Below are 24,600 nucleotides of genomic sequence, written 5' to 3'. Positions count from 1 at the left end.
CCTGTCCAAACGCACGCCCACCCGGAACATGCTGCTGTTCTCCGGGCGATCGCACCCGACGCTGGCGCAGGAGGTGGCCGACCTCCTCGAGATCGAGGTCGTCCCGACGACGGCCTACGACTTCGCCAACGGCGAGATCTACGTACGCTTCGACGAGTCCGTGCGCGGCTGCGACGCGTTCGTGCTGCAGAGCCATGCCGCGCCGATCAACGAGGCGATCATGGAGCAGCTCATCATGATCGACGCGCTCAAGCGCGCCTCGGCCAAGCGCATCACGGTGATCCTGCCGTTCTACGGCTACGCCCGGCAGGACAAGAAGCACCTCGGGCGCGAGCCCATCTCGGCGCGCCTCATGGCAGACCTGTTCCTGGCCGCCGGCGCCGACCGCCTCATGACGGTCGACCTGCACACCGCCCAGATCCAGGGCTTCTTCGACGGCCCGGTCGACCACCTCCTGGCGATGCCGATCCTGACCCGCCACGTCAAGAAGAAGTACGGCAAGAAGCCGCTCGCCGTCGTGTCGCCCGACGCGGGTCGCATCAAGGTCGCCGAGTCGTGGGCCGCTGCGCTGGCCGGGGCCCCGCTGGCGTTCATCCACAAGACCCGCGACCCCCGCAAGCCCAACGAGTCCAAGGCCAACCGCGTCGTCGGTGATGTCGAGGGCCGGGTCTGCATCCTGGTCGACGACCTCATCGACACTGGCGGCACGATCGTCCAGGCCGCCGAGGCGCTCATGGCCGACGGTGCCGAGGACGTCGTGATCGTCGCGACGCACGCGGTGTTCTCCGGGCCGGCCGTCGACCGGCTCAAGAACTCGACGGCATGCGAGGTCATCGTGACCAACACGCTGCCGATCGCCGATGACCAGCGCTTCGACAAGCTCACGGTGCTGTCGATCGCCCCGCTGCTCGCCCAGGCGACGGCAGCCGTCTTCGAAGAAGGCTCCGTCACCTCGCTGTTCAAGAACTGAGCGAGGCCCGAGCGCGCTCAGCGCGCGGCCGGTCGAGCTGGTTGTGGTGCGCGGACGGCCTCGCACCTCAACCGCCGAGATGCTCGGTCTCAACGGATTTCTCGCTCAGGTGCCGCTGCGATAAGATTGCGAAGTTGCCTCGGCGAGGGTCCTTTCGGGCCGTGATCGACAGGGCGCTCCGCGGAGTGCTGTGTTGAGCGCCTGGCGACAGCCGACTTTCACGCAACACTCTTCAGGAGACATTTCCCCATGGCTGAGATCAAGATCGCCGCCGAGGCGCGCACCGAGTTCGGCAAGGGCGCCGCCCGCCGCATCCGTCGCGCCGACAACGTGCCCGCCGTCCTCTACGGCCACGGCTCGGACCCCGTCCACGTGACCCTGCCGGGCCACCAGCTCATGCTGGCGCTCAAGAACTCCAACGCGCTGCTGACGATCGACCTCGGCACCGAGCAGCACCTCGCGATCCCCAAGCAGGTCCAGCGCGACCCGCTCAAGGGCTTCATCGAGCACGCCGACCTCCTGATCGTCAAGAAGGGCGAGAAGGTCACGGTCGACGTCCGCATCAACGTCGTCGGCGACGCCATCAGCGGCAACCTCGTCATCCTCGAGAACTCGACGATCGCCGTCGAGGCCGAGGCGACCCACATCCCCGAGTCCTTCGAGGTCTCGGTCGAGGGCCTCGACGCCGGCGCGCAGATCCACGCCAGCGACCTCGAGCTGCCCACCGGCTCGACGCTCGCCGTCGACTCGGACATCCTCATCGTCAACATCACCGCGGCTCCCACCGAGGCCCAGCTCGACGCCGAGCTCGCCGAGGCTGAGGCCGAGGCCGGCATCGAGCACGACGCGACCGACGCCGAAGAGGCCGAGGCTGCTGCCGAGGCACCGGCCGAGGGCGAGGCTGCGGAGAGCTCAGAGTCAGAGTGACCTGGTTGGTCGTCGGGCTCGGCAATCCGGGCCCGACGTACGCCAGCACTCGTCACAATGTCGGTTACCTCGTGACCGCCGTGCTCGCCGCCCGTACGGGCGGATCCTGGAAGAAGCACAAGTCCGGCCGCGCCGACGTCATCGAAGGTCGCCTGGCCGGCGAGCGCGCGATCCTCGGGCGCTGCCGCTCCTACATGAACGAGAGCGGCGGCCCGGTGTCGACGCTCGCGAAGTTCTATGACGTCGAGCCCGACCACCTCGTGGTGATCCACGACGAGCTCGACATCGACTACGGCATGCTGCGGGTCAAGCTCGGCGGCGGCGACAACGGCCACAACGGGCTCAAGTCGATCCGTCAGTCGCTGGGCACCGGCGACTTCTATCGCGTTCGCGTCGGCATCGGCCGGCCACCCGGGCAGCAGAGCGTGCACGACTTCGTGCTCAAGCCCTACAGCTCGGCAGAGCGCAAGGACCTGCCGACGTACGTCGAGGAGGCCGCCGACGCGGTCGAGAGCCTCATGACCCAGGGACTAGAACTCACGCAGAGCGCGTTCAACCGATAAGCATGGCTCTCTCACGACTTGCGGCGCTGGTCGCCGACGAACCCACCATCAAGCAAGCCCTCCAGGATCGATCCGACGGGCTCAGCACGCTCAACGTGCAGGCGCCCGAGCCGCTGCGGCCGTTCCTGACGCAGGCGCTCGCGCAGCAGTCGACCGTGCTCGCGGTCACCGCGACCGCCCGCGAGGGCGAGGACCTCGTGGCGCAGCTCGGCGAGCTGATCGGTCCCGACGCCGTCGCCTACTTCCCGGCGTGGGAGACGCTCCCGCACGAGCGGCTCTCTCCCCGCTCGGACACCGTCGGCCGGCGGCTCGCCGTGCTGCGGCGACTGGTGCACCCGGTCCTTGAGCCTGTCGATAGGACGGATGCTTCGACAGGCTCGACATCCAATGGTCCGCTCAGAGTCGTTGTCGCGCCCGTACGCTCACTGCTCCAGCCGCAGGTCAAGGGCCTCGCCGACCTGACGCCGGTCGAGCTGCACAAGAGCGACGAGATCGCCCTCGACGAGGTCGTCCGGCAGCTCGCCGCTGCGGCCTACTCACGGGTCGACCTGGTCGAGCGCCGCGGGGAGTTCGCGGTGCGTGGCGGCATCATCGACGTGTTCCCGCCGACTGAGGAGCACCCCCTCCGCATCGAGTTCTGGGGCGACGAGGTCGACGAGATCCGCCGCTTCGCCGTCGCCGACCAGCGCACGCTCGAGGAGGTCACGCACGTGTGGGCGCCGCCGTGTCGTGAGCTGTTGCTCGACGACGAGGTCAGGGCCCGGGCCGCGCAGCTCGCCGAGGCGCACCCGTCGCTGGCCGAGATCTTCACGAAGATCTCCGAGGGCCACGCCGTCGAGGGCATGGAGTCACTGACGCCCGTGCTCGTGGACGAGATGGAGCTCTTCGTCGACCTGTTGCCGGAGCGCTCGGCGATCGTGCTGTGCGACCCCGAACGCATACGCGCTCGCGCTGCGGATCTGGTGGCGACGAGCGAGGAGTTCCTCCAGGCCTCGTGGGCTGCCGCGGCGACCGGCGCCGAGGCGCCGATCGACCTCGGGTCCGCGGCGTTCCACACGCTCGAGGACGTCCAGCTTCAGACCCTCGGCCTCGGGCACACATGGTTCACGGTGTCGCCGTTCGGGCTCGACACGGACGACCAGACCCGTGCCGTCGACATGGAGGCCGCTGCCGCCTATCGCGGCGACACCACGGCTGCGCTCGGCGACATCAAGAAGTGGGTCGCCGCCGGCATGCGCGTCGTGTTCGTCGCCCCCGGCCACGGCCAGGCGCAGCGCACGATCGAGTGGCTCGCCGAGAACGACGTCGCGGCTGCGCTCGACGACGAGGTGACGGCTCCCTCGCCCGGCGTCGTGCAGGTCAGCTGCGGCGAGCTCGATCACGGCTTCGTCTCGCCCCCGCTCGGCCTCGCCGTGCTGACCTACGACGATCTCGTCGGCCAGCGCGCTGCCGATCGTACGGAGCGCAAGATGCCGGCCCGCCGGCGCAAGCAGGTCGATCCGCTCGAGCTCAAGACCGGCGACTTCGTCGTGCACGAGCAGCACGGCGTCGGCCGCTACGTCGAGCTCATGCAACGGGTCGTGCAGGGTGCGGCGCGCGAGTACCTCGTCATCGAGTACGCCCCGTCCAAGCGCGGGCAACCCGCCGACCGGCTGTTCGTGCCGATGGACCAGCTCGACCAGATCAGCCGCTACGTCGGCGGCGAGTCGCCCTCGCTCGACCGGCTGGGTGGCTCCGACTGGACGACCCGCAAGAACAAGGCGCGCAAGGCCGTACGCCAGATCGCCGGTGAGCTGATCAAGCTCTACGCCGCACGTCAGGCCACCAAGGGTCACGCGTTCGGGTCGGACACGCCGTGGCAGGCCGAGCTCGAGGACGCGTTCGCGTTCGTGGAGACGCCCGACCAGATGGTCACGATCGACGAGGTCAAGCGCGACATGGAGCGCACGGTCCCCATGGACCGCCTGGTCTGCGGCGACGTCGGCTACGGCAAGACCGAGATCGCGGTGCGCGCGGCGTTCAAGGCGATCCAGGACGGCAAGCAGGTCATCCTGCTGGTCCCGACGACGCTGCTCGTGCAGCAGCACTACGCCACGTTCGCGGAGCGGTTCGGCCAGTTCCCGGTCAAGATCCGCCCGTTGTCGCGGTTCCAGACCGACAAGGAGTCCAAGGAGACCCTCGCCGGTCTCGCCGACGGCACGATCGACCTGGTCATCGGCACGCACCGCCTGCTGCAGCCGGGCGTACGCATCAAGGACCTCGGCCTCGTGATCGTCGACGAGGAGCAGCGCTTCGGCGTCGAGCACAAGGAGGCGCTCAAGATGCTGCGCGCCGCCGTCGACGTGCTCTCGATGTCCGCGACGCCGATCCCGCGCACGCTCGAGATGGCGATCACCGGCATCCGCGAGATGTCGACGATCGCGACGCCGCCGGAGGAGCGTCACCCCGTGCTGTCGTTCGTCGGGCCCTACGAGGACCGGCAGGTCATTGCCGCGATTCGTCGCGAGCTGCTCCGCGAGGGCCAGGTGTTCTTCATCCACAACCGGGTGCAGAGCATCGACAAGGCCGTTGCCAAGATCAAGGAGCTCGTGCCCGAGGCGCGCGTCGCCGCCGCTCACGGTCAGATGGGTGAGCACCAGCTCGAGGAGGTCATGGTCGACTTCTGGGAGAAGCGCTACGACGTCCTGGTCTGCACCACGATCGTCGAGTCCGGTCTCGACGTGTCCAACGCCAACACCATGATCATCGAGCGCGCCGACACCCTCGGCCTGTCGCAGCTGCACCAGCTCCGCGGTCGCGTCGGTCGCTCGCGCGAGCGCGCCTATGCGTACTTCCTCTACCCGCCTGAGAAGCCGCTCACCGAGACGGCACATGACCGGCTCGCCACGATCGCGCAGCACTCCGAGCTCGGCGGCGGCATGGCCGTGGCGATGAAGGACCTCGAGATCCGCGGCGCCGGCAACCTGCTCGGCGGCGAGCAGTCCGGGCACATCGCCGACGTCGGCTTCGACCTTTACGTACGCCTCGTGGGCGAGGCGGTCGCGGAGTTCCGCGGCGATGCCGAGCCCGAGCGCGAGGTCAAGATCGAGCTGCCGATCGAGGCGCACCTGCCCCACGAGTACGTCCAGAGCGAGCGACTCCGCCTCGAGATGTACAAGCGGCTGGCCGACGTACGCGCCCTGTCCGACGTCGACGAGCTGCGCGCCGAGCTGCTCGACCGCTACGGCAACCCGCCCGAAGCCGTCGAGGTGCTGCTCGACGTCGCCCGGTTGCGCGTACGTGTGCGCGAGGCCGGCCTCACCGAGGTCACCGCCGCAGGCCCGAACGTACGCTTCGCGCCACTCAAGCTGCCCGACTCGGCCCAGATGCGACTGCAGCGGATCTATCCCCGCAGCACCTACAAGGTCGCCGCCGAAGTGGCTCTGGTGCCGCGGCCGAAGACCGCCCCGGTCGGCGGCAAGCCGCTCGTCGGGCGCGAGCTGCTCGAGTGGACCCGCACCGTGATCGACACCTTGGTCCCGGCACCCGCGCCGGTCGGCTGAGCTCGCACACACCCCGTGAGCGGTGACCTGGTCGCCCATCCCGGGGTCTGATAGGCAACTGGCCCACCGGCGCTCGCGCGGACAGGCGACCAGGTCACCGCCCCCAACCCTGCGGTTGCGTATCGCAACGGCCCGCCTAGCGTTGGAGCATGACACTTCGGGGGACGTGGGCCCAGCTCGTACGCACCAAGGACGTCGACGACGTCATCCACCAGAACGACGACGACCCGACCGCGGAGGACCATCACTCCCGGTTGAGCAAGCGCCTGTCGTCGTGGGACCTCATGGGATTCGGCATCGGCATCGTGATCGGCACGGGATCTTCACCCTGACCGGCGGCCAGGCGAAGGACAACGCCGGCCCCGCGATCATGGTCTCGTTCCTGATCGCCGGGTTCGTCGCCGTGCTCGCGGCGATCTGTTACGCCGAGCTGGCGTCCGCGGTGCCGACGGCCGGCAGCTCCTACACGTACGCGTATACGACGATCGGTGAGATCTTCGCCTGGATCATCGCGTGGGACCTGATCCTCTAGTTCGCGCTCGGCGCGGCGGTCGTGGCGCGTGGCTGGTCCGGCTACCTGCAGCACGCGCTCGGGCTGCCGCATGCGTACTTCGGCGAGGAGAACTCGGTCGTCAACCTCGGGGCCGTCGCGATCGTCGCGGTCATCGGCACGATCGCGGCGATCGGCATCCGCGAGTCCAAGCTCGTGACGAATGCGCTGGTGGTCGTGAAGGTCTCGGTCTGCGTGTTCGTCATCGCGGTGGGCGTGTTCTTCGTCAAGGTCGCCAACATGAAGCCGTACGTCCCGCACTCCGAGAAGGGTCCGGACGTGAGCGGCCTCAAGCAGCCGCTGTGGCAGTGGATCTCGGGCGCGGACCCCACGGCGTACGGCGTGACCGGCGTGTTCATCGCCGCCGCGGTCGTGTTCTTCGCCTACAGCGGCTTCGAGGCCGTGGCCAATCTCGGCGAGGAGACCAAGGACCCGGCCAAGGACATGGCGCGCGGGCTGCTCGGCACCCTCGTGATCTGCACGACCCTGTACGTCCTGGTGTGCTTCGTGCTGACCGGCATGGTCAAGTACACCGACCTCAGCACCGGAGCGCCGATCTCCGACGCGTTCTCGCAGGTCGGCCTGGACTGGGCCGGCGTGCTGATCGACATCGCCGCGATCGCGGGACTGACCTCGGTGATCCTGGTCGACATCGTGGCGATGGGTCGCATCGGGTTCGCGCTGTGCCGCGACGGCCTGCTGCCGGCCCAGGTCGGCGCGATCCACCCGAAGTTCCGCACTCCGGCTCGCATCACCGTCGTCACCTCGGTCGCGGTGGGACTGCTGGCCGCGTTCATCCCGCTCAACACGCTCGCCGAGATGGTCAGCATCGGGACGCTCTTCGCGTTCCTGGTCGTGGCGATCGCGGTCATCGTGCTGCGCCGCACCAGGCCGAAGATGAAGCGGCCGTTCCGGGCGCCCCAGGTCCCGCTGCTGCCGATCGTGTCGGCGTTGTCGTGCGTCGCGCTGATGACCAACCTCGCGATCGAGACCTGGCTGCGGTTCCTCGTGTGGCTCGCGCTCGGCCTGGTGGTCTACGCGGTGTACGGCCGTCGGCACTCCAAGCTGGCCCGCTCCGGTGCGAACGCGAGGGACTCCGCCAACGTCTGAAGGGCCTCGGATAACGTGTGAGCATGCCCACACGTGCGCGCGCTGCTGTCCTCGTCCTCGCGGGTCTGACCCTCGCTGCCTGCGGCAACGTCCATCCCGGTGCCGCTGCGGTCGTCGACGACCAGACCATCTCGATGAAGACCCTCGACACGACGGCCGAGGCCTACTGTGCGCTGGCCCTCGCGAGCGCCACGAGCCAAGGTGCGACGCTGCCGAGCAACGCCGAGGTCCGCCGCCAGACCGTGACGACTCTGGTGTCGCTCGTGGTGGCCCGCAAGCTTGCCAAGGAGGAGGGCGTCACGCCGAAACCCGCCGAGTACGAGCTCACGGCCGACCAAGAGGACCAGGTCGCCAAGTCGTTCTCCAAGGCGAAGAACCTCGACGAGATCAAGAAGCTGTTCGAGCAGGGTCAGGAGCTGTCCTCCATCGCCGTTGCGCTCGCTGAGAAGAGCACAGGTCAGGCCCGGACGCAGGAGAACATCTCGCAGCTGGCAGCGGCCGGACAGGCCGAGATCACCAAGGCGTTCAAGGACAACGACGTCGAGTTCGCCCCGAGATTCGGCCTGAGCAACAAGACCGCCAAGACGATCGCCAGCACGGGATCGCTGTCGGTCGCACCGACGGACCTCGGCGAGGACAAGCCCGACGAGCTGCCCAAAGCGCAACGCTGCGACTGATGCGCATCGTCGTCCTCAGTCCTCGGGTCGCCCCGGGGATCCTCACGCTGGCCGCGTGGGACGCGCTGCGGGACGCCTCGGTCGTACGCGCCGCGGTCGACGACCCGCACGTACGCGCGATCGTCTCGTCCGGCATCGAGGTCGAGGTGACGGCAGATCCTCCGTCGTACGCACCGGACACCGTATGGATCGCCCCGACCGGCGACACCGCGTGGGCGCGCGCCATCGCGGACGACCTGATGGACGGTGGAGGAGCAGTGTCCGACATCGAGGTGGTGTTCGGCTCGTACGACCTGCCGGGCTCGGGCCTGCTCGACGTCGTCGAGATCATGGATCGGCTCCGCCGCGAGTGCCCGTGGACCGCGCAGCAGTCGCACGCCACGCTGAGCCACTACCTGCTGGAGGAGGCGCACGAGACGCTCGAGGCGCTCGACAACGGTGACAGCGAGCACTTGCGCGAGGAGCTCGGCGACCTGCTGATGCAGATCGTGTTCCACGCGCGCATCGCCGCCGAGGGCGAGGGCTGGGACATCGACGACGTCGCCGCCGGGATCGCCGAGAAGCTCATCTACCGCAACCCGCACGTGTTCGGCGACGCCACGGTCACGAGCGCCGAGGAGGTCGACGCCAACTGGCAGCGGCTCAAGGCCACCGAGAAGCGTCGCGCCTCCGTGCTCGAGGGCATCCCCGCCACGCTGCCCGCACTGGCGTACGCCGACAAGGTCCTCAGCAGGCTCGACGGCGTCGACACCAGCGGCGACGACCTCGGCGCCCGGCTGCTGGCGCTCGTGGCCGAGGCTCGCGCGCAGGGGCGGGACGCCGAAGAGGTGCTCCGCCAGGCCGTGCGCCTGCTGGGTTAGCCGCAGTCGTTCGGCACGCCGGCGGGCGGCGGGGTGGTCTTGATCAGCAGGTTGACGTCGCCATCCACGTCAGCCGAGACTCCCGTCCGCGACACCCGGGTGTGGGGGAGGTCGGAGAAGATGGACGTGCCGGCGTCGCAGGTCGACGACGGCACGCGATAGCGCACCACGAAGGTCCAGTCGAACGACTCGTCCGGCTCGATGGACTCGCCGAGGTCGAACACGGCGTCCATGCTGTCCGAGCCCCCGGTTCGCGCACGGATGCCGTCCGCGGCCCGCGTGGTGACGTCGATGACGACGCCGCTGTCGCCGCCCGGCTTGAGCATGGGGAACGTCATCGAGTCGACGTGGATGGTCCGCGAGCCGTGGTTGACCACGGCCACCGTCAGCAGGCACTTGTCGTCCGGCGCGATCGAGAACCTGAAGGCCGGGCGGGGAGCCTCGCCGCTGTCGGCCTGGAGGCCGTACGGGGTCGGCTTGTCGTTGCAGACCAGTGATGCCGGAACGACTCTGACGTCGGCCATCGCTTGGCGGGCGCTGACCTGCCAGTACGCGACGGTGACGCCGGCGACGACGAGCAACGCGACCGCTGCTTGCACGATGCGCCGGCGGCGGGATGTGGGCGGCGGCGCCGTCTCAGTCATGGCGGCATGCTGTCACGTCTCGTGGGACTGGGGGACTGGTTCGGCGAAACGGCTCTGTGGCGGTGGCTGGGTCGGCCATCAGGGCGGCCGATGGGCGACCAACTCACCGCCCCGCAAGGGTCAGGCGACTGAGCCACCGCTCCATCCCACGCTGGCGAGGCGGTGCTGGACGTCAGGCCGACAGGACTAGGCTTGTGGCCGCACGTTCATCCGCTAACGAGGAGCAGTCTTGGCACGCATCGACGCCGTCGGCGCACGGGAAATTCTGGATTCACGGGGCAACCCGACCGTCGAGGTCGAGGTCGCCCTCGACGACGGCACGATCGGCCGCGCGGCGGTGCCCTCAGGCGCCTCCACGGGCGCGTTCGAGGCCGTTGAGCTCCGCGACGGCGGCGACCGTTACGTCGGCAAGGGCGTGCTCAACGCCGTCGCCGGCGTCAACAGCAAGATCGGTCCCGCGCTGGTCGGCTTCGACGCCGACGACCAGCGCGCGCTCGACCAGGCGATGATCGACCTGGACGGCACCGACAACAAGGCCAAGCTCGGCGCCAACGCGATCCTCGGCGTCTCGCTCGCCGCCGCCAAGGCCGCCGCCGACTCCGCGCGGCTGCCGCTGTTCCGCTACGTCGGTGGCCCCAACGCCCACGTCCTGCCAGTCCCGATGCTCAACATCCTCAACGGTGGCTCGCACGCCGACAGCAACGTCGACGTCCAGGAGTTCATGATCGCGCCGATCGGTGCGCCGACGTTCTCCGAGGCCCTGCGCATGGGCGCCGAGGTCTACCACTCGCTCAAGTCGGTCCTCAACAAGCAGGGACTGTCGACGGGGCTGGGTGACGAGGGCGGCTTCGCGCCCAACCTCGACTCCAACCGCGCCGCGCTCGAGCTCATCTCGACCGCTGTCGAGGGCGCCGGTCTCACGGTCGGCACCGACATCGCGTTCGCGCTCGACGTCGCCGCCTCGGAGTTCTTCGCCGACGGCACCTACGCGTTCGAGGGGCAGCAGAAGACCGCCGAGGAGATGTCGGCCTACTACGCCGAGCTCGTCGCGGCGTTCCCGATCGTCTCGATCGAGGACCCGCTGGACGAGGACGACTGGGCCGGCTGGACGACGCTGACCGAGCAGCTCGGCGACGACGTCCAGATCGTCGGGGACGACCTGTTCGTCACCAACGTCGAGCGACTGACCCGCGGCATCGCCGAGGGTGCGGCCAACGCGCTGCTCGTCAAGGTCAACCAGATCGGCTCGCTCACCGAGACGCTCGACTCCGTCGACCTCGCGCACCGCCACGGCTTCGCCTGCATGATGAGCCACCGCTCGGGCGAGACCGAGGACACCACGATCGCCGACCTCGCGGTCGCGACCAACTGCGGCCAGATCAAGACCGGTGCGCCGGCTCGTTCCGACCGTGTCGCCAAGTACAACCAGCTGCTGCGCATCGAGGAGGCCCTCGGGTCGTCCGCGACCTACGCCGGCGCCTCCGCCTTCCCGCGGCTGGCGCTCTAGGACCGATGGCCTCGCGTCCCCCACGTGGTCCCGGCAGGAGGCCGCCCGCTCGCGGGCGGCGTCCGGCCGAGCGTGGGGCTCGCGGGGCGGCGCGCAACCGTAAGCCCAAGGTCGCGACGGTCAGCGCCGGCACCGGTCCGCAGCTCACGACGCGGGCCATCGTGCTGCTGTCGGTCGTCCTGCTGCTGATCGCGTCCTACACCTCGACGCTGCACGCGTGGTGGGAGCAGCGGGCCGACATCCAGAGCACCAAGGCCGAGATCGTCATGCGCAAGCAGCAGATCGCGGGCCTGGAGGACCAGAAGGCGCGCTGGAACGACCCGGCCTACGTCAAGCAGCAGGCCAAGGAACGCTTCGGCTGGGTCATCCCGGGCGAGGTCGGCTATCGCGTCATCGGCAGTGACGGCACGGTCAAGGGCAATGTGCCGACCCTCGAGGCGCCGCCGACCGCCACGACCCAGACCGAGTGGTACGACAAGCTGTGGGGCAGCGTCAAGGAGTCCGGCAAGACACCCAAGGCGGCCGAGCCCGAGCCCGATCCCGACAAGGTGCTGAAGAACAAGTGACCGTTGCCCAAGCCGACCTGGACGCCGTTGCCGAGCAGCTCGGCCGTACGCCCAGGGGCATCCTCGAGGTCGTGTCCCGGTGCCCCTCGGGCCACCCCAACGTCGTCAAGACCGAGCCGCGGCTCGACGACGGCACCCCGTTCCCCACGATGTTCTACCTGACGTGCGACCGGCTCGCCGGTGAGATCGGCACGCTCGAGGCCTCAGGCCTCATGAAGGAGATGAGCGACCGGCTCGCGGAGGACGAGGAGCTGGCGGCTGCCTACGCCCGCGCCCACGAGGCGTATCTGGCCGAGCGCGAGGCGATCGCCCACGTGCCCGAGATCGACGGGATCACCGCAGGCGGCATGCCGACCCGGGTCAAGTGCCTGCACGTGCTCGTCGGCCACGCACTGGCCAAGGGGCCCGGCGTCAACCCGCTGGGTGACGAGGCGCTGCAGCTGCTCGGCGACTGGTGGACCGGCAACGCCTGCGGCCCCGTCACGACCTGACGGCTCGATACTCCACGTGCGGGCGACCTGTGCCGCCGTACCGGGTGGCCCGCGCCGACTGCCCGAGGTCGGCCAGGTGCTCGAGATAGCGCCGCGCCGTCACGCGTGAGGACCCGATCAGCTCGGCGACCTCGCCGGCAGTGAGCCCGTCGTCTGCCTCGTCGAGCGTCGTGCGTACGGCCTCCAGCGTCTCGGCGCTGAGCCCCTTGGGCAGCCGCTCGTCGTCCGGCGCCGGCCGCATCGCGCCGAACACCGCGTCGACGCCGCGCTGGTCGATCGACTCGCCGGCCTCGAGCGTGCGCCGGAACGCGGCGTACTGCCGCAGCTTGGCCTCGAACATCGCGAACGTGAACGGCTTGAGCAGATAGGCGACGACGCCCTGCGACACCGACTGGCGCACGACGTCGACATCGCGCGCCGAGGTGACCGCGATGACGTCGTACGGGCGACCGGTCGCGCGGAGCTGGCGCAACAGGTCGAGGCCGTGCCCGTCGGGCAGGTGCATGTCGAGCAGCACGAGGTCGACGGGCTGGCTGCCGAGGACCCGCGCGGCCTCCTGGAACGACTCGGCGACCGCGACGACCTCGAACTCCGGCATCCGCCCCACGTACGTCTTGTGGGCCTGGGCCGCGATCGCCTCGTCCTCGACGATCAGCACCCGGATCGTCATGAGCCGATCCTGACGTCGAACGCGGCGCCGCCGAGCGGGCTCTCGCCGATGGTCGCCTCGCCACCGTGCCGGCGTACGAGCTGGCCGACGAGTGCCAGGCCGATGCCGCGGCCGGTGCCCTCGTCGGGCTTGGTCGACCAGCCGCGGACGAACACGGTCTCGCGGTCCTGGGGCCCGACGCCCGGGCCGCTGTCCTCCACGCGTACGTGCAGCAGCTCCGTCGAGGAGGTGACCGTGACCGCCACCTGTCGGTCGGCCGACGACTGGGCGGCGTCGATCGCGTTGTCGATCAGGTTGCCGAGGATCGTCACGGCCTCGTGCGCGGTCGTGGTCAGCCCCGTGACGCTGGTCGCCGGCTCGATCGTCAGGGTCACGCCGCGCTCGGCGGCCTGCGCGCTCTTGCCCAGCAGCAGGGCGGCGATGACAGGCTCGTCGATCGACTCGACCATGCGGTCGGTGAGCCGCCGGGCGACATCGAGCTCGCGAGTGGCGAAGTCGATCGCCTCCTGCGACTGACCGATCTCGATCAGCGACACCATCGTGTGCATGCGGTTGGACGCCTCGTGGTTCTGTGCGCGCAGTGCCTCGGCGAGGCCGCGAACTGTGTCCAGCTCGGCCGTCACGCTCTGCAGCTCGGTGCGGTCGCGCAGGGTCACGACCGACCCGACGTCGCGGCCGTCCCAGTGCGCCGGCGCCTGGTTGACCACCAGCACACGATCACCCACGACGTGCACGGCGTCCTGCAACGAGCGGCCCGAGGTGAGCTCGGCGACGAGGGCCGGCTCGAGGCCGAGACGGTCCATGGTCGAGCCGACGAACGACGGGTCGAGGTCCAGCAGCCGGGCCGCCTCGTCGTTCATCAGCGTCAGCCGGCCGGCCGGATCGAGCAGCAGCAGCCCCTCACGGACGGCCCGCAGCACCGCGTCGTAGTACTCGTACATCCGGGTGATCTCCTGCTCGCCGAGACCGTGGGTCTGGCGGCGCAGCCGTCGGTTGGCCAGCCCAGCCCCGATGGCGCCCAGCACCCCGATCGCCACCGCGGCCGCGATGATCCGGGGGAGGACTGACAGCACCTCCTCATCGACCTTCTTGGTCGTGATGCCGACCGAGACGAGCCCGCGGACCTTGCCGTCCTCCATGATCGGCACGACCGCGCGTACTGACTGGCCCAGCGTGCCCTTGAAGTCCTCGGTGAAGTTCTTGCCCTTCAGCGCCTCGTCGATGTGGCCGATGAACTTCTTGCCGATGTTGTCGGGGTTCGGGTGCGAGTAGCGGATGCCCTTGGGGCTCATGACGACCACGAAGTCGGTGCCGGTCGCCTTGCGGACCCGTTCGGCGTACGGCTGCAGGACGACGCTGGGGTCAGGGTCGTCCAGCGCGTCCAGCACGGTGGGGGAGGCGGCGACGGCGAGCGACACGTCGAGGGTCTGCGCGCGGGCGTCGGCCCGGCTGTCCTGGCGGGCGTCGAACCACGCCAGGCCGGTGCCGCCCACGACGACGACCAGCACCACGAGCAGCTGCCACACGAGCATCTGCCGTGCGACGGTACGTCCGCGAGCCCGGGCCATCCTCGCATTCTCCACGATCCCGGCACGCGTACCGAGGCGGTGTTGTGACGGCGGTCACGAACTTTACGAACACAACGGTGAGCGGGGTCACATGCGGACCCATTCTGAAGACGCAACCCCTCACCGTCCAGGAGGACTCATGTCAACGAATGCGCTGCGCCCGGCCCGCAAGGACCGCACGCACTACCTCTACCTCGCCGTCATCGGCGCCGTGATCGCCGGCATCACCGTTGGCCTGGTGGCGCCGGACTTCGCAGTCGAGCTCAAGCCTCTTGGCACCGGGTTCGTCAACCTCATCAAGATGATGATCGCCCCGGTCATCTTCTGCACCCTCGTGCTCGGCGTCGGCTCCGTGGCCAAGGCGTCGCAGGTCGGCCGAGTCGGCGGACTCGCCCTCGGCTACTTCGTGACGATGTCGTTCGTCGCGTTGAGCATCGGCCTGGTGGTCGGCAACATCCTGCACCCCGGCGACGGCCTCAAGATCACGCCTGACGTCGCCTCCGCCGGAAGCGCGCAGGTGTCGAGCGACGCCGAGTCGACGACGGACTTCCTCCTGCACATCGTCCCCGACACGCTGGCGTCGTCGCTGACCTCGGGCAAGATCCTGCAGACCCTGCTCGTGGCGTTGCTGTTCGGCTTCGCCCTGCAGGCCATGGGCTCAGCCGGCAAGCCGGTCCTCACCGGCATCGGTCACCTCCAGAAGGTCGTCTTCCGCATCCTCGCGATGATCATGTGGGCCGCACCGATCGGCGCGTTCGGCGCCATGGCCGGCGTCGTCGGCGAGACGGGCGTGGACGCCCTCAAGGCGCTTGCGGTCATCATGATCGGCTTCTATGTCACCTGCGCCGTGTTCGTGTTCGTCATCCTCGGCACGATCCTGCGCGTCGTCGCGGGCATCAACATCTTCTCGCTGCTCAAGTACCTCGGCCGTGAGTTCCTGCTGATCTTCTCGACGTCGTCGTCGGAGTCGGCCCTGCCTCGCCTCATCGCCAAGATGGAGCACGCCGGCGTGTCGCAGCAGACTGTGGGCGTCGTCGTGCCGACCGGCTACTCGTTCAACCTCGACGGCACGATGATCTACCTGACGATGGCGTCGCTGTTCATCGCCGAGGCGATGGGCAACCCGTTGTCGATCGGCGAGCAGATCTCGCTGCTGCTGTTCATGATGGTCGCGTCGAAGGGCGCTGCAGGTGTCACCGGTGCTGGCATGGCCACCCTCGCCGGCGGCCTCAGCTCGCACCGTCCGGAGCTGCTGGACGGCGTCGGCCTGATCGTCGGCATCGACCGGTTCATGTCGGAGGCCCGCGCGGTCACCAACTTCTCCGGCAACGCCGTCGCGACGGTCCTGGTCGCCACGTGGACGCACACGCTGGACCGTGACCAGCTCAACCGGACGCTGTCGGGCGAGAGCCCGTTCGACGAGTCGACGATGATCGACACCGACGACGAGGTCGAGGCGACGGACGGACCTGTCGCGGTCGAAGCAGGTGGCGCCGACGCCGCGTCGCGCATACCGGCCAAGGTCTGACCGACGCAGCACGCAGGCGGGGCTCCCGGGTGATTCCGGGAGCCCCGCCTGCGCTGTGCGGGGTGCCGATACGCTCACTGCATGCCTGATCAGCGCACACGCGTGGCCGCGATCGACTGCGGGACCAACTCGATCCGCCTGCTGGTCAGCGATGTCGGCGCTGACAGCAAGGCCGACCTGGTGCGCGAGATGCGCATCGTTCGCCTCGGCCAGGACGTCGATCGCACGGGCCACCTCGCCGAGGAAGCCATCGACCGTACGCTGCAGGCCACCCGCGAGTATGCCGAGCTGATCGCGATGTTCGGCGCCAACGAGATCAGGTTCTGCGCCACGTCCGCGGTCCGCGACGCCGACAACGCGACCGTCTTCGAGGACGCGATCGAGGGCATCCTCGGCGTACGCCCGATCGTCCTCGCAGGCCTCGACGAGGCACGCGCATCGTTCCTGGGCGCGACGCGCGATCTCGAGCAGGCTCGCACGCTCGTCGTCGACATCGGGGGAGGTTCGACAGAGCTCGTGGTCGGCACCGGCCAGGACATCGAGTGGTCGGTGTCGCTCGACATCGGGTCCGTACGCCTGACCGAGCGGTTCCTGTCCAGCGATCCGGCGTCGGTCGCCGAGGTCACGGCCTGCATGAGCCACCTCGACGCGGTCCTGGCACCCGTGGTCGCCGGCCTCGACCCGGTCCGCTCGTTCGTCGGCGTGGCCGGCACGATCACGACGGTGGCGGCGCACTCACTGGCCCTGCCGTCGTACGACTCCGCCACGATCCACGGGGCCAAGCTCGCGCTCGACGACGTGCGTGAGGCGTGCCTGTCGCTCGTACGCATGTCGGTCGCCGACCGCCGGGCGCTGCCGTTCATGCACCCCGGGCGTGCCGACGTGATCGGGGCGGGCGCGCTGATCCTCGACCGGCTCATCGAGCTCCTCCCGTTGTCCACCGACACCATGGTCGTCAGTGAGCACGACATCCTCGACGGCATCGCCTGGGACATCGTCAGCTGACGACCCGCGGCTTCAGATCAGGCGGCTCCGGGCGGCCCACACGACGGCCTCGATCGGCGTCTTGACGCCCAAACGGTCGCAGATGAGCCGCACGCGACGGCGCAGCGTACGTTCGGAGACGCCGAGCTCGCGGGCGATGGCGTCGGTCGTGAGGCCCCGGCCGAGCAGCCTCAGCACCGTGAGGTCATCGTCGGACACGTCTGTGGTCCGAGACATCGATTCCCCCTTCGGGCGTCCGACGAGCCCTCTCCAGTGAGGCGCGTCACACAACGTTGCGCACGTTACTAAAACGTTTCAATGAGTTCAACCGGTGGCCGGGACCGGTCACGTCGTCCTTGCCGGTCGGCGCTGTCATCACGGGGGAATCAGGCAGTCTGCACCACCCGAACCCGTGGTGCTGACATGGAGGGCACCTTGTCACGTCCAGCAACCCGTGGGTAGCGTGAGCCCGGTCACGTCCGTTGAATCGTTTTAATGAATGGGTGCTCGCGTCATGGTTCAGTCCTCCTCCGTCGCTCCACGGCCCTCCGCTCGCCGGGTTGTCGGCGTCATCGTCTCGCTGGTGCTCGTCGCCGCCACCCTGCTCGCCGGTGCCGGCAGCGCCAACGCGGCCGAGGGGATCGCGGTCGGCAGCCTGCAGACCAACGCGCGTACGAAGCCGCTCGGGATTGCCGGCGATGACCCGACCTTCAGCTGGAAGTCGACCTCGAGCGCCCGCGGCGTCGTGCAGAGTGCGTACGAGGTGCGGGTCGGCACGAGCGAGGGCGCGGACGACGTCTGGTCGTCCGGCAAGGTCGACTCCGCCAACCAGGTCGACGTGACGTACGGCGGGCCTGATCTGGCGTCGCAGACCCGCTACTACTGGCAGGTCAAGGTCTGGGACGGCGACGACCAGGCCAGCGACTGGAGTGATCCCACGTGGTTCGAGACCGGGATCCTCAGCGCCGGGGAGTGGAGCGGCGACTGGATCGGCAAGTCCGCCAGCGGAGTGGTCGACAGCTGGACGGACTACACCGCCGACATCGACTTCGACATCAAGGACCTCGCGCTGGGCGTCTTCATCCGGGCCAAGGACACCAGCAACGCGTACATGTGGCAGATCTCGACGGCCGACGGCACCGGCGTGCCGAAGTTCCGCCCGCACAAGCGCGTCAACAACACATACACGCTGCTCGACAACAAGCCGATCACCAGCATCACGTCGGCCCAGCTGCTCGAGGGCACGCACCGGCTCTCGGTCACGGTCGACGGCAGCACCATCACGACCAAGCTCGACGGCACGCAGATCGATCAGCGCACCGACACGACGTTCGCCAAGGGGTTCGTCGGCTTCCGCCAGGACTTCGCCGACGGCCAGGGCGATGAGACCGCCGACATCAAGGCGGTCAAGGTCACGGCCAAGACCGGCGCGACCCTGCTCGACACCGACTTCTCCGCAGGGAACCCGTTCAACGGCGGCACCGTCACGCCCGACGGCCTGCGCGTCGGCGACCGCAAGGACGTCCTGCTGCGGACCAACGACGCCAACAAGCCGCTGCTGCGCAAGGAGTTCGCGACCGAGCCCGGCAAGGAGATCAAGTCGGCCCGGGTCTACGCGTCGGCGCACGGCGTGTACGAGCTGCAGCTCAACGGCGAGAAGGTCGGCGACCAGTTCCTCGCGCCGGGGTCGACCGACTACCGGAAGCGCATCCAGTACCAGACCTACGACGTGACCGACCAGGTCAACAACGGTGCCAACGCGATCGGCGCCGAGCTCGGCGACGGCTGGTGGGCCGGCAAGGTCGGCATGTGGGGCCCGGGGATGTTCGGCAACAGCGTCGGGCTGATCGCCCAGCTGCGCATCGACTACACCGACGGCACGCACCAGGTCATCAAGACCGACGACACCTGGAAGAGCCACTTCGGACCGTACGCCGCCGCCGACAACATCGACGGTGAGACGTACGACGCCAATGCCGAGCAGCCCGGCTGGGACTACCCGAACTACGACGACTCGGGCTGGAACCCCGTCACGGTCGGCACCTCCGACACCGCGAAGCTCGTGCCCCAGCCGGACGAGCCGGTCCGCGTGACCGGGGAGCGCCCCGCGCTGACGCGCACGACCTCGCCCGGCGTCACGAACGGCTACATCTACGACCTCGGCCAGAACATGGTCGGCGTTGCCCGCATGCGCATCCAGGGTGTCGCCGGGCAGACGGTCAAGATCCGCTACGCCGAGGAGCTGCGCCAGAACGGCGAGTTCTACGTCGGAAACCTGCGGGCCGCCAAGGTGACCGACTACTACACGTTCAAGACGACTGGCACGGTCGTCTACACGCCGAAGTTCACGCAGCACGGCTTCCGGTACGTCGAGATCTCCGGTGCCAGCACGCCGCCCGAGATCGGTGACGTCACGGGTGTCGTGTGGGGCTCGGACCTCAAGGCGACCGGCGACCTGGTGACGTCGAACCCGATGCTCAACCAGCTCCAGAGCAACATCTCGTGGGGCCAGCGCGGCAACTTCCTGTCGATCCCGACGGACACCCCGGCCCGCGACGAGCGTCTCGGCTGGACCGGCGACATCAACGTGTTCGCGCCCACCGCGAGCTACCTGCGGGACACCCGCGCGTTCCTCACCAAGTGGACGGCGGACCTGCGCGACTCGGCGTACGACAACGGCAACCTGCCGGGCATCGCGCCGTCCGTGCCGACGATCGACCTCGGCAGCGGGCTCGGCTGGTCCGACTCGGGCATCACGGTGCCGTACGCCGCGTGGCACGCCCAGGGCGACAACGCGATCGTGCGCCAGAACTACCCCGCGATGAAGAAGTTCTTCGGCTTCGTCCAGCAGGGCGCCGGCGCCGACCTGATCGACACGGCCCGCGGCAACTGGAACGACTGGCTCAACCTCGACGACAACACCGCGACCGACGTGCTCGGCACGGCGTACTACGCCGAGGACGCCCGGATGCTGTCGGAGATGGCCAAGGCGATCGGCGAGGACGCCGACGCGGCACAGTACGCGGCACTGTCCACGTCGGTCCGCCAGGCGTTCACCGACAAGCTCATCGCGGCCGACGGCACGGTCGGCAGCGGCAGCCAGACGGCGTACGCGATGGCGCTCGGCATGGACCTGGTGACCGACCCCGCGCTGCGCGAGAAGGTCGGCGCCAAGTTCGTCGCCAAGCTCAAGACCAGCGACTACCACCTGACGACAGGGTTCCTCGGCACGCCGTGGCTGCTGCCGGCGCTCACGAGCATCCACCGGTCCGACCTGGCGTACACGATGATCCTCAAGAAGGACTACCCGTCGTGGGGCTACGAGATCGAGCACGGCGCCACCACGATGTGGGAGCGCTGGAACTCGATCGGGCCTGACGGCAGCTTCGGCGACGAGGGCATGAACTCGTTCAACCACTACGCGTACGGCGCGGTCGGCGCGTGGATGTACCAGAACATCGGCGGCATCTCGGCGGTCACGGCCGGCTACAAGAAGTCGCGGATCGCTCCGGTCATCGGCGGAGGCCTGACGAGCGGCCATGGCACGTACGACTCGGTGTACGGCACGATCTCGTCGGACTGGAAGACCGAGGGCGACGACCTGTCGCTCGACGTCGAGGTCCCGGTCAACACGACCTCGACCGTCAGCATCCCGGCCGCCAACCTGACGGCCGTCACCGAGGGCAGCACGTCGCTCGCGGACGCCGCCGGCGTCAGTGACGTCACGTACGCCGACGGAGTCGCGACGTTCACCGTCGGCTCCGGGTCGTACGCGTTCCACGTCGATGCCCAGCGTGGGCTGTTCGGCACCATCCTCGACGAGATCCAGAAGACCGACGATCACGCCGGCGACCTCGCCACGGCGGGAGACCTGTCGGACGAGGCGCGGACGCACGTCGGCGAGTCGCTGGCCACCGCCAAGGGTGACGTCGAGGATGCGCTGGCCGCAGACCTCGCCGGCGACAAGGGCGGCGTGTCGCAGCACCTCAGCGACGCGCTCGCTGTGGTCCGGGAGCTCAAGACCTGGGTCGCGGAATCGACGATCGACGGACCCGTCAAGGGCGACCTGACGACCCGGCTGGAGAAGCTCGAGACGATGTTCGGCTCGGGGATCGCCAGCAGCCTCGGTGTCTCGGTGGTCATCCCGCCGGTGGCCGACGCGGCACAGCCCGGCACGACGGTGGCCGGCACGATCGAGGTCGCGAACGACGGCGACGTCGCGCTCAGCGACATCGAGGCCGCGGTCACGGTCAAGGACTGGAAGGTCGATCCGGCCAGCATCGAGAAGGACTCGATCGCCGCGGGCGATCACGTCCAGCTGCCGTTCACGGTCGAGGTGCCCAAGCACCAGAAGCCCGGGACGTACGACGCCGCGGTCGCGCTGACGTTCACCAGCACGTACGGGACGTTCACGTTGAAGGACGGGACACCGTGGGTGTCGGTCGACTCCGGCGTCGAGATCACCGGTGTGACCTCGACGAACCCGGTGGCGGGCTCCGAGGAGAGCGCGACGCTCACTGCGACGGTCAAGAACAACGGCAACGCCGCGGTGTCCGGACAGATCGCTGCGCAGCTGCCTGACGGCTGGACGACGGCTCCGGACTCCGAGCGCGTGACGATTGCGCCCGGTGAGACCAAGGACGTCGTGCTGCCGCTGTTCGTCGGTCTCGAGGCCGTCGGCGGTGACCAGCCCGTGACGGTGGACTTCGTCGACCAGGGCGTGACGCTGGCGTCCAAGGACGACAAGGTGACGGTCAACCTGCCGACGCCGCCGACGCAGGAGGCGACGGACCACGTCGACTTCGGCAAGTCGGCGTCCGAGACGGCGCACAACCTGATGGCGGCGCCCAACAGCGGGACCAACGTGGAGGCCGGCCTGGACCGTCGCTACGCGCACTCGAGCTTCCCCGGCTCGTGGTACTCCGCTGAGTACGCCGTGACGCCGGGCCAGCCGTTCCTGCTGCGCAACATCGAGACGTTCGACGGGGCGAAGACGAAGAAGTACAACATCTACGTCGACGGCACCCTCTCGAAGACGTACATGCTGAAGCAGACGGCAGCGGGACAGTCCGCCAAGACGTATCAGACCGTCATCGACGATCCGGCGTCGATCGCCGCGACGAGTGACGGCACGGTGCGGATCAAGTACGAGTTCCCGCTCGATGCGTCGGGTTACTACGACCCGTCGATCGCCGACAGCTGGGTGCTGCCGGTGCCCGCGGACACGCTCGCGCCCTTGGCGTCGGCGACGGTCACCAGCGCAGCGGCGCCGGGCGACAACGGCTGGTATCGCGGTGACGCGACGGTCGCGGTCACGGCGGTCGACAACCGCGGCGGCACTCCGGTCGTCGAGACCGGCGAGAGCGCGGGCTGGGAGTCGTACGTCGCACCGGTCCCGGTCAGCGGTGACGGCAAGCACGTGCTGTCGTACCGCGCGAAGGATGCTGCGGGGAACTCGACAGGCGAGCAGAAGGTGCCGGTCTGGATCGACGGCACGGCGCCGGCGACGCAGGTCGCGGTGTCCCGAGGCTCGGGTGTGGACAACTCCGACAAGGCGACGCTCACGCTCACGGCGCAGGACGCGCTGAGTGGGGTCGCGGCGACGACGTACCGGGTCGACGGCGGCGCTTGGAAGGTGCTGGGTGACGAGGAGCCGGTCGTGGAGGGCTATGGCGTGCACACGGTCGACTACTTCTCGACCGACGTCGCAGGCAACCCCGAGCCGCTGCGCACCACGAGTGTCGATCTCGCGGACGTCGACGTCGTCCAGGCGATCGTGCCGCCGCAGGTCACGGGCAGTGCGACGTACGGGTCGACGTTGACCGCGACGACGGGCTCGTGGAACACCAAGGGCCTCTCGTACGCCTACCAGTGGCTGCGTGACGGCAAGGTCGTGACGGGCCGGACGGCGGCGACGTACAAGCTGGCATCGGCGGATCTGGGACATCGCCTGTCAGTGCGGGTCACCGCGTCGAAGACCGGCAAGGCGCCGGCGACCTCGACATCGGCCCAGACCGCGAAGGTGACCAAGGCGAAGTCGAAGGTCACGGTCGCCTACAACGACACATCGGTCAGCAAGAACCAGAAGGTCCGGCTGTCGATCGTGGTCTCGTCGAGCACCGTGACGCCACGGGGTGCCGTGCGGATCTATGAGAACGGCAAGCGCGTCGCCAGCGTGACGCTGTCCTCGACGGGCAAGGCGTCGTACTCGCTGACGATGCGCACCAAGGGGCTCCGCTCGGTCAAGGTCGTCTACGTCGGCACCTCCACGGTGTACGGCTCGACCTCGACGACGAGGCACATCCGAGTCCGGTGATCTCTCGCTGGGCCTGACGTTTCTGTCGCGACACGCCGTGTCAGCACGACAGAAACGTCAGGCCCAGCGTGTTCGTCAGGCGCCGGCGGTGGAGCGGCGCACGACGAGCTCGGGCTTGAGCGTCGTGTGCTTGACCGTGGAGCCGGCCGGATCGGCGATCACGTCGAGCAGCAGGGTCGCCGCGGCGGAGCCGAGCTGCTGGGCGGGCTGGCGTACGGACGACAGCGGGATCGCGGCCGAGGCGGCGAACTCGATGTCGTCGTAGCCGATGATCGCGATGTCGTCGGGCACGCGTACGCCCGCGAGCGTCAGCGCCTGGAGCACGCCGAGCGCGACCAGGTCGTTGGCGGCGAACACCGCGTCGGGGCGCTGCTTGCGGGGCAGCTCGAGCAGCTGCTCGGCGCCCCACCGGCCGGCCTGCGCGTTCATGGTCTCGGTCTCGACGAACACGATCTCGCCGGACCCGTGCTTCTCTGCGGCGGTGCGCGCTGCCGCGAGGCGGGTCTTGACCTGCGCCAGCCCAGCGGGACCGCCGATGAAGCCGATCCGGCGGCGGCCGATCTCGAGCAGGTGCTCGGTGGCGATCCGGCCGCCCATCTTGTCGTCGATCGACACCGACGAGAACTCCTTGGCGCGGCTCATGCGGTCGACCAGCACGACGCTCGTGCCGCGGTCGCGCAGCCGGCGGAGGCGGTCCATGACGTCGCCGACGGGCGTGATGAGGACGCCGCTCATGCGCTGCTGCTCGAACAGGTCGAGGTAGGACGTCTCGCGGCTGGGCTCCTGGGCGCTGTTGCCGAGGATCAGCGGACGGCTCTCGGCGATCAGGACGTCCTCGACCCCACGGGCGACGTCGGTGAAGAACGGGTTGGCGATGTCGAGCACGATCATGCCGATCGCGTGGTTGGTGCCGGCGCGCAGCTGGCGGGCCGCGTCGTTGCGGATGTAGCCCAGCTCGTCGATCGCGGCCTGGATGCGCGCAAGCGTCGCGGGGGAGACCTTCGCCGGATGGTTGAGGGCGTTCGACACGGTCGCGGGGGAGACCCCGGCGAGAGCGGCAACATCGCGTACCTGAGCCACGGCCATGACGAGGAGGTTAACACGATTCAACATTGTGGGTTGACGGA

At 69.0% G+C, this 24,600-nt stretch carries 18 protein-coding genes and 1 pseudogene; 14 read left to right on the top strand and 5 right to left on the bottom strand.

Translation table 11 applies throughout. The features are described 5' to 3' along the window. Position 1: 1 nt before the first annotated feature. From ESP70_RS06475 to ESP70_RS06445, 8 genes and pseudogenes are all read left to right on the top strand, one after another. Complete coding sequence (locus ESP70_RS06475; protein ID WP_425458386.1) at positions 2-970, top strand: ribose-phosphate diphosphokinase; 969 nt, start codon at positions 2-4, stop codon at positions 968-970. A gap of 249 nt (positions 971-1,219) precedes the next feature. Then, positions 1,220-1,897, top strand: coding sequence for a 50S ribosomal protein L25/general stress protein Ctc (locus ESP70_RS06470; RefSeq protein ID WP_149688459.1), 678 nt, complete (start codon positions 1,220-1,222; stop codon positions 1,895-1,897). Next, positions 1,894-2,460 carry an aminoacyl-tRNA hydrolase gene (gene pth, locus ESP70_RS06465; protein ID WP_149688458.1) on the top strand — a complete coding sequence of 189 codons (567 nt, stop codon included), beginning with the start codon at positions 1,894-1,896 and terminating at the stop codon, positions 2,458-2,460. Before ESP70_RS06470 ends, pth begins: the two co-directional genes overlap by 4 nt. Before the next feature lie 2 nt (positions 2,461-2,462). Then, positions 2,463-6,002: a transcription-repair coupling factor gene (mfd, locus tag ESP70_RS06460; RefSeq protein ID WP_149688457.1), complete on the top strand. Its 3,540-nt coding sequence runs from the start codon at positions 2,463-2,465 to the stop codon at positions 6,000-6,002. A gap of 149 nt (positions 6,003-6,151) precedes the next feature. Beyond that, positions 6,152-6,334, top strand: a complete 183-nt coding sequence (locus ESP70_RS20300; protein WP_223148617.1) for a hypothetical protein — start codon at positions 6,152-6,154, stop codon at positions 6,332-6,334. Further along, positions 6,277-7,662 (top strand): annotated as a pseudogene (locus ESP70_RS06455) (APC family permease). The gene ESP70_RS20300 and the pseudogene ESP70_RS06455 overlap by 58 nt, the downstream one beginning before the upstream one ends. Positions 7,663-7,685: 23 nt before the next feature. Then, positions 7,686-8,339: a hypothetical protein gene (locus tag ESP70_RS06450; RefSeq protein WP_149688456.1), complete on the top strand. Its 654-nt coding sequence runs from the start codon at positions 7,686-7,688 to the stop codon at positions 8,337-8,339. Next, positions 8,339-9,199 carry a nucleoside triphosphate pyrophosphohydrolase gene (locus ESP70_RS06445; RefSeq protein WP_149688455.1) on the top strand — a complete coding sequence of 287 codons (861 nt, stop codon included), beginning with the start codon at positions 8,339-8,341 and terminating at the stop codon, positions 9,197-9,199. The genes ESP70_RS06450 and ESP70_RS06445 overlap by 1 nt, the downstream gene beginning before the upstream one ends. Here the strand turns inward: ESP70_RS06445 and ESP70_RS06440 are convergent. After that, positions 9,196-9,843, bottom strand: coding sequence for a hypothetical protein (locus ESP70_RS06440; protein WP_149688454.1), 648 nt, complete (start codon positions 9,841-9,843; stop codon positions 9,196-9,198). The two genes, ESP70_RS06445 and ESP70_RS06440, sit on opposite strands and share 4 nt — an antisense overlap. A gap of 229 nt (positions 9,844-10,072) precedes the next feature. Between ESP70_RS06440 and eno the strand changes: the two genes are divergently transcribed. From eno to ESP70_RS06425, 3 genes are read left to right on the top strand one after another with little or no spacing between them, the layout of a single operon-like run. Beyond that, complete coding sequence (eno, locus tag ESP70_RS06435; protein ID WP_149688453.1) at positions 10,073-11,350, top strand: phosphopyruvate hydratase; 1,278 nt, start codon at positions 10,073-10,075, stop codon at positions 11,348-11,350. A 5-nt stretch (positions 11,351-11,355) separates the two neighbouring features. Continuing rightward, complete coding sequence (locus ESP70_RS06430; RefSeq protein ID WP_149688452.1) at positions 11,356-11,916, top strand: FtsB family cell division protein; 561 nt, start codon at positions 11,356-11,358, stop codon at positions 11,914-11,916. Next, positions 11,913-12,407 carry a DUF501 domain-containing protein gene (locus tag ESP70_RS06425; protein ID WP_149688451.1) on the top strand — a complete coding sequence of 165 codons (495 nt, stop codon included), beginning with the start codon at positions 11,913-11,915 and terminating at the stop codon, positions 12,405-12,407. Before ESP70_RS06430 ends, ESP70_RS06425 begins: the two co-directional genes overlap by 4 nt. Here the strand turns inward: ESP70_RS06425 and ESP70_RS06420 are convergent. Together ESP70_RS06420 and ESP70_RS06415 are read right to left on the bottom strand one after the other, a co-directional pair. Next, a complete protein-coding gene (locus tag ESP70_RS06420; protein ID WP_149688450.1) occupies positions 12,397-13,077 on the bottom strand; it encodes a response regulator in 681 nt (226 codons plus the stop codon). The two genes, ESP70_RS06425 and ESP70_RS06420, sit on opposite strands and share 11 nt — an antisense overlap. Further along, the gene (locus ESP70_RS06415) at positions 13,074-14,645 is read right to left on the bottom strand and encodes a sensor histidine kinase (RefSeq protein ID WP_149688449.1); all 1,572 of its coding nucleotides are present in this window, start codon (positions 14,643-14,645) and stop codon (positions 13,074-13,076) included. The genes ESP70_RS06420 and ESP70_RS06415 overlap by 4 nt, the downstream gene beginning before the upstream one ends. Before the next feature lie 139 nt (positions 14,646-14,784). Here ESP70_RS06415 and ESP70_RS06410 point away from each other — a divergent pair, with 139 nt between their 5' ends. Then, a complete protein-coding gene (locus ESP70_RS06410) occupies positions 14,785-16,173 on the top strand; it encodes a cation:dicarboxylate symporter family transporter (protein WP_149688448.1) in 1,389 nt (462 codons plus the stop codon). Positions 16,174-16,254: 81 nt separating this feature from the next. Continuing rightward, complete coding sequence (locus ESP70_RS06405; protein ID WP_149688447.1) at positions 16,255-17,178, top strand: Ppx/GppA phosphatase family protein; 924 nt, start codon at positions 16,255-16,257, stop codon at positions 17,176-17,178. A gap of 12 nt (positions 17,179-17,190) precedes the next feature. On the opposite strand, the gene ESP70_RS06400 is transcribed toward ESP70_RS06405, so the two are convergent. Further along, on the bottom strand, positions 17,191-17,394 hold the full coding sequence (locus ESP70_RS06400) for a response regulator transcription factor (protein WP_149688446.1): 204 nt from the start codon (positions 17,392-17,394) through the stop codon (positions 17,191-17,193). A gap of 277 nt (positions 17,395-17,671) precedes the next feature. Between ESP70_RS06400 and ESP70_RS06395 the strand changes: the two genes are divergently transcribed. Continuing rightward, positions 17,672-23,473 (top strand): family 78 glycoside hydrolase catalytic domain, encoded by a 5,802-nt coding sequence (locus ESP70_RS06395; protein WP_149688445.1) that lies wholly within the window; start codon positions 17,672-17,674, stop codon positions 23,471-23,473. A 75-nt stretch (positions 23,474-23,548) separates the two neighbouring features. Here ESP70_RS06395 and ESP70_RS06390 read toward each other — a convergent pair whose 3' ends face one another. Then, positions 23,549-24,559, bottom strand: coding sequence for a LacI family DNA-binding transcriptional regulator (locus ESP70_RS06390; protein ID WP_149688444.1), 1,011 nt, complete (start codon positions 24,557-24,559; stop codon positions 23,549-23,551). Between the last annotated feature and the right edge of the window lie 41 nt (positions 24,560-24,600).

This window comes from Aeromicrobium ginsengisoli (assembly GCF_004134905.2).
Taxonomy (GTDB): domain Bacteria; phylum Actinomycetota; class Actinomycetes; order Propionibacteriales; family Nocardioidaceae; genus Aeromicrobium; species Aeromicrobium ginsengisoli.
Note: the sequence above shows the minus strand (reverse complement) of the source record. Positions and strands in the feature narration are given on the sequence as shown.

Coding starts and splice junctions, on each gene's coding strand:
- ESP70_RS06470 (WP_149688459.1), top strand. CDS start 1,220: ATGGCTGAGATCAAGATCGCCGCCGAGGCGCGCACCGAGTTCGGCAAG.
- mfd (WP_149688457.1), top strand. CDS start 2,463: ATGGCTCTCTCACGACTTGCGGCGCTGGTCGCCGACGAACCCACCATC.
- ESP70_RS20300 (WP_223148617.1), top strand. CDS start 6,152: ATGACACTTCGGGGGACGTGGGCCCAGCTCGTACGCACCAAGGACGTC.
- ESP70_RS06450 (WP_149688456.1), top strand. CDS start 7,686: ATGCCCACACGTGCGCGCGCTGCTGTCCTCGTCCTCGCGGGTCTGACC.
- ESP70_RS06445 (WP_149688455.1), top strand. CDS start 8,339: ATGCGCATCGTCGTCCTCAGTCCTCGGGTCGCCCCGGGGATCCTCACG.
- ESP70_RS06440 (WP_149688454.1), bottom strand. CDS start 9,843: ATGACTGAGACGGCGCCGCCGCCCACATCCCGCCGCCGGCGCATCGTG.
- ESP70_RS06430 (WP_149688452.1), top strand. CDS start 11,356: ATGGCCTCGCGTCCCCCACGTGGTCCCGGCAGGAGGCCGCCCGCTCGC.
- ESP70_RS06420 (WP_149688450.1), bottom strand. CDS start 13,077: ATGACGATCCGGGTGCTGATCGTCGAGGACGAGGCGATCGCGGCCCAG.
- ESP70_RS06415 (WP_149688449.1), bottom strand. CDS start 14,645: ATGGCCCGGGCTCGCGGACGTACCGTCGCACGGCAGATGCTCGTGTGG.
- ESP70_RS06410 (WP_149688448.1), top strand. CDS start 14,785: ATGTCAACGAATGCGCTGCGCCCGGCCCGCAAGGACCGCACGCACTAC.
- ESP70_RS06405 (WP_149688447.1), top strand. CDS start 16,255: ATGCCTGATCAGCGCACACGCGTGGCCGCGATCGACTGCGGGACCAAC.
- ESP70_RS06400 (WP_149688446.1), bottom strand. CDS start 17,394: ATGTCTCGGACCACAGACGTGTCCGACGATGACCTCACGGTGCTGAGG.
- ESP70_RS06395 (WP_149688445.1), top strand. CDS start 17,672: ATGGTTCAGTCCTCCTCCGTCGCTCCACGGCCCTCCGCTCGCCGGGTT.
- ESP70_RS06390 (WP_149688444.1), bottom strand. CDS start 24,559: ATGGCCGTGGCTCAGGTACGCGATGTTGCCGCTCTCGCCGGGGTCTCC.